4 protein-coding genes are annotated in these 4,591 nt (G+C 69.2%); all 4 read left to right on the forward strand.

What is annotated here, in order from left to right:
* The first annotated feature begins 74 nt into the window (after nt 1–74).
* Nucleotides 75–1,061 (forward strand): bifunctional DNA primase/polymerase, encoded by a 987-nt coding sequence (locus ACOJTC_RS14170; protein ID WP_420117212.1) that lies wholly within the window; start codon nt 75–77, stop codon nt 1,059–1,061.
* On the forward strand, nt 1,058–2,617 hold the full coding sequence (locus ACOJTC_RS14175; protein WP_420117213.1) for a hypothetical protein: 1,560 nt from the start codon (nt 1,058–1,060) through the stop codon (nt 2,615–2,617). Before ACOJTC_RS14170 ends, ACOJTC_RS14175 begins: the two co-directional genes overlap by 4 nt.
* Before the next feature lie 425 nt (nt 2,618–3,042).
* Nucleotides 3,043–3,252 (forward strand): helix-turn-helix domain-containing protein, encoded by a 210-nt coding sequence (locus ACOJTC_RS14180; RefSeq protein ID WP_420117214.1) that lies wholly within the window; start codon nt 3,043–3,045, stop codon nt 3,250–3,252.
* A gap of 17 nt (nt 3,253–3,269) precedes the next feature.
* A complete protein-coding gene (locus ACOJTC_RS14185; protein WP_420117215.1) occupies nt 3,270–4,499 on the forward strand; it encodes a tyrosine-type recombinase/integrase in 1,230 nt (409 codons plus the stop codon).
* The last annotated feature ends 92 nt before the right edge of the window (nt 4,500–4,591 follow it).

A 4,591-nucleotide genomic window follows, 5' to 3' on the forward strand; every position in this document is an offset into this window, starting at 1 on the left:
GCGCCCCCCGCCGGGGGCCCCGCGCCCGCGGGGCGGGGGCCCCCGGACCGCCCGTGCCCGGAAGGAAACTTCTCATGCTCGACTCTGCGGTGCTGCTGGCCGCTGCGCTCACCTGCGCGGCGCGCGGCTGGCACATCTTCCCCCTGCGCCCCGACACCCGACCCGACGACGACCACGCGAAGCGGCCCGCGTTCCCGAACCGGTGCACCGCCGACAGGTGCGACCGCACCGACCCCCGCTGCCGGGCCGCCGGCCGTCACGTCGGGTGGGAAGACCGCGCCACCACCGACCCGGACCGCATCCGCCGCGCCTGGACACGCCAGCCCTACGGCATTGGCGTCGCCTGTGGGCCGTCGGGACTACTGGTGATCGACCTGGACGTGCCCAAGCACTCCGCCGACATCCCACCCGCCGACTGGGCCGGGGCACGTGACGGGGCGGACGTGCTCATCGCTCTGGCCGACCGGCACCACGGCACCATCGACCCGACGTACACGCAGCGCACCGGCCGGGGCGGAAGCCACCTGTTCTACCGCCACCCGACCACTGGCCCGACGATCGGCAACACGGTCGGGGAGTGGGGTGGGATCGGCTGGAAGGTCGACACCCGGTCACACGGCGGGTACGTGGTGGCCGCCGGCTCCACCGTCAACCGCCGCCCCTACACGATCACCCTCGATGTCGACCCCGCCCCGCTGCCCGCATGGCTGGCCGACCTGTTGGCGCCCACCGTGCGACCGGCATACCGGCCCGCTGCGGTGGCGTTGCCGCCGGCCCGGCGCGGCGCGTACCTCGCCGCCGCGCTCCGCCGGCAGGTCGCCCACCTCACCGCCGCCCCCGACGGGCAACGCAACCACGCCCTGTTCACCTCCGCCGTAGCACTCGGCCAGCTCGCCGCCGGGGGCGCGCTCACCGACACCGACGTGTACGCCGTCCTCGAACCCGCCGCCCTGTCGACCGGGCTACGGCCCGCAGAGGTGACGCGCACGATCGCGTCCGGGCTGCGCGTCGGCGCACGCCAGCCGCGCCACCTGAACAGCGCCGGGAAGGCGGCGGCATGACGACCCGGTTGCAGATCGGCTCCGGCCCGGAGACCATCCGCGTCCTCAAAGCCGCCCTGGTCGACGGGCTGCTGCCCGACACATACGTGTCCGCCGGTGCCCTGGTCCACATGGAAGCGGTTTCCGGTGGCCTGGCCACCGCCGCCGACGAAGACTCCCCACTGCCGGTATCGGCGAGCACGGTCAACCCCGCCGGCCTGGCCGGACTCCTCGCCGAACACGCCTACGTCTACCGCCTGAAAACCCGCAAGAGCGACACGGGAGACCCCGAAATGTACGAAGACGAGGTGACCCCACCCCGCGACATCCTGTCGTCCGTGCTGGCCGGCAAGACCTGGCCCGGCGTGCCGCCACTCCGCGGCATCATCGGCGCCCCGGTGCTACGCCGTGACGGCACCCTGTTGCAGCAACCCGGCTACGACCCACCCACCGGCCTCTACCTCGCCTCCAAAGTCGCCCTACCCCCCGTGCCCGACGAACCCACCCCCGAACAGGTGAACGACGCCCGCACGTTCCTGCTCGGCCGGTTCCTGCGCGACTTCCCCTGGTCGTCCGCCGCCGACCGCGCCAACTACGTAGCACTACTGGCCACGCCGATCCTGCGGCACTTCACCCGCTCCCTGACCCCGTTCGCCCTCATCGACGCCACCATGCCCTCATCAGGGAAAACGATCCTGACCGCAGGGCCGGGAATGCTCTACGGGCAACGGGTCATGACCTGGGCCTACTCGGATGAAGAACTCCGCAAGTCCATCACTGCGGTACTGGCAGAGCAGGTCGGTGTGGTCATCTGGGACAACCTCGCCGAAGGCACCGTCATCGACTCCGCCGTGCTCGCCCAGCTCGTCACCTCCGGCGTGTGGTCCGACCGGCAGTTGGGCGCATCCCGCAACGTCGCCACCGTCAACGACCGACTGTGGATGGCCACCGGCAACAACCTGCAAGTCGGCGGCGACATGGCAAGCCGCACCGTCCGGGTGCGCCTCGACCCCGACATGCCTCGCCCCGAACTGCGCGATCAAGCCGGATTCGGCATCCCCCACCTCGACCAATGGATCACCAACCCCACCAACCAACTCACCGTCCTGTGGCACCTCCTGGTCCTCGTCCTCGACTGGACCCGCCAGGGCGCACCACGGGTCACCGGACTGTCGATGCGGCAGTTCACCCCCTGGGCGCAAGCCCTCGGCGGATTCCTCCACCACCACGGCATCGACGGATTCCTCACCAACGCCGCCGACATCCGCACCATCGACGAAGACGAAACCCGCTGGCGCGCGTTCCTCACCTGCTGGCACGACCGCCACGGCAACCGGCCCATGACCGCCGCCGAACTCCGCCAAGACGCCGAACCCATGCACCTCGGCAGCGACATCAACGACCCATGGGACGGGCAGTTCATCACCACCCACAACGGCCGCCTACCCAACCCGCTGCAACTCGGTCGGTTGCTCACCGGGCAGGCCGGACGGTGGCGCGGGGAACACGTCGTCCGGGCCGGCAAGAACGACCGGGGCGACCGGTCGGTGTTCTGGGTCGAGCACCACCAGGGATGACAACCCGCTGAACCATCTCCGCATCTCCGCAACGCCGCACCAACCCCGCTCCACCAGCGGAAACACCCTGCGGAGATCACCACCTAGAGAACCATCGATCTCCGCATCTCCGCAAACACTGCGGAGATCACACCCCCTTTGCGGAGATGACCCCTCAACAGGACTCCGCATCTCCGCAAGCATTCGCCCAGCTCACAGCCATGTTTGCGGAGATGCGGAGATGCGGAGATGGTTCAGCCCTCCCACACACAGCACTACCCACCGCCGCCTACACCCCCACCACACCAACCCACTGAGAGCCACACAGACAGATCGACGCATGGCCGAACACCATGCCGCCCGAGATCTTGGCGCTACGGCACTCTCAGCAACCTTCTCCATCTGTTCCTGTCGATGCATGTCACGGAAATACGGGGAGAGACAGCGTGTCCAACACCGACAACCGCATCGTCCTGACCATCGAAGAAGCCGCCCAGCGGCTCGGCATCGGCCGCACCACCATGTACGCCCTCGTCAAGGCCGGACAGATCCGCACCGTCACCATCGGCCGTCTCCGCCGAGTACCCACCTTCTGCCTCGACGAGTACGTGCGGGATCTCCTGGCCGACCCGACGCCACTCGACCACGCCGCCTGACGAAAGGAGCCTGACGAATGGGACGCAAGCCCAACGGGGCGTCGAGCATCTACCTCGGCACTGATGGTTCCTGGCACGGACGGGTGACCGTCGGCGTGAAGGACGACGGCTCTCCGGACCGTCGACACGTACGGGGCAAGACGGAAGCCGCAGTCATCAAGAAGGTTCGACTGCTGGAACGGGAGCGGGACAGCGGGACGGTCCGCAAGGCTGGCCAGCGCTGGACGGTGAAGACCTGGCTCACGCACTGGGTGGAGAACATCGCCGCACCGGCCGTCCGAGAGAACACCATCGCCGGCTACCGGGTGGCGGTTTACCGGCACCTCATTCCCGGCCTCGGTGCCCACCGCATCGAGCGCCTGGAGCCCGAGCACCTGGAACGCTTCTACCGACGAATGCAGGACAACGGCAGCGCCCCAGCGACCGCCCACCAAGCGCACCGCACGATCCGAACCGCGCTCAACGAGGCGGTACGCCGGGGGCATCTGGCGAAGAACCCTGCCAGTCTCGCCAAGTCACCGCGACTACCGGAAAGCGAGATCGAGCCGTATTCGGTCACGGAGGTACAACGGCTCATGACTGCCACCCAGGGCCGGCGCAACAGCGCGCGGTGGGCGGTCGCGCTCGCGCTCGGCCTGCGCCAGGGCGAAGCGCTCGGCCTGCGCTGGTCGGACATCGATCTCGACGCCGGGACGCTGACCGTTCGGCGCGGCCGGCAGCGGCCGAGGTGGAAGCACGGATGTAGCTCACCGTGCGGCCGGAAGCACGGCGGACACTGCCCCGACCGCCTCCAGGTGCGCGCCGACACCGCCGAGACCAAGTCTCGGGCCGGTCGGCGCAGCATCGGGCTGCCTGACGAGTTGGTGGCGCTGCTTCGCAAGCACCACGAGGAACAGGATCAGGAGCACGTCACGGCAGCCCAACTATGGGAGGGCGGCGACTGGCTGTTCGCCACGCCGACCGGCGGCCCGGTCAATCCGCGCACCGACTACGACGAATGGAAGCGACTGCTCCGGCTTGCCGGGCTGCGGGACGGCCGGTTGCACGACGCCCGGCACACCGCCGCCACTGTGCTGCTGATTCTCGGCGTCGCCGAGCGGGCGGTAATGGGCATCATGGGTTGGTCGAATTCGGCAATGGCTGTCCGGTACCAACACCTCACCGCTCAGGTCCGCCGGGACATCGCCAAGCGGGTCGGCGGGCTGCTCTGGGACAACCCGCCGGAGGACCCGAAAACGGGCTCCTGAGCAGCAACTGAGACCGAAACTGAGACCACAAGCGAGAACGCCCCGGCGGTACAACCGGCTACGCACGGCGGGATCGCAGGTGACCACCGGTG

The sequence above is a fragment of the Micromonospora sp. genome (assembly GCF_048594385.1).
Classification (GTDB): Bacteria; Actinomycetota; Actinomycetes; order Mycobacteriales; family Micromonosporaceae; genus Micromonospora; species Micromonospora wenchangensis.

Bases quoted from the DNA above. Each gene is read 5' to 3' on its own strand.
- ACOJTC_RS14170 (WP_420117212.1), top strand. From the start codon at position 75: ATGCTCGACTCTGCGGTGCTGCTGGCCGCTGCGCTCACCTGCGCGGCG.
- ACOJTC_RS14185 (WP_420117215.1), top strand. From the start codon at position 3,270: ATGGGACGCAAGCCCAACGGGGCGTCGAGCATCTACCTCGGCACTGAT.
- ACOJTC_RS14175 (WP_420117213.1), top strand. From the start codon at position 1,058: ATGACGACCCGGTTGCAGATCGGCTCCGGCCCGGAGACCATCCGCGTC.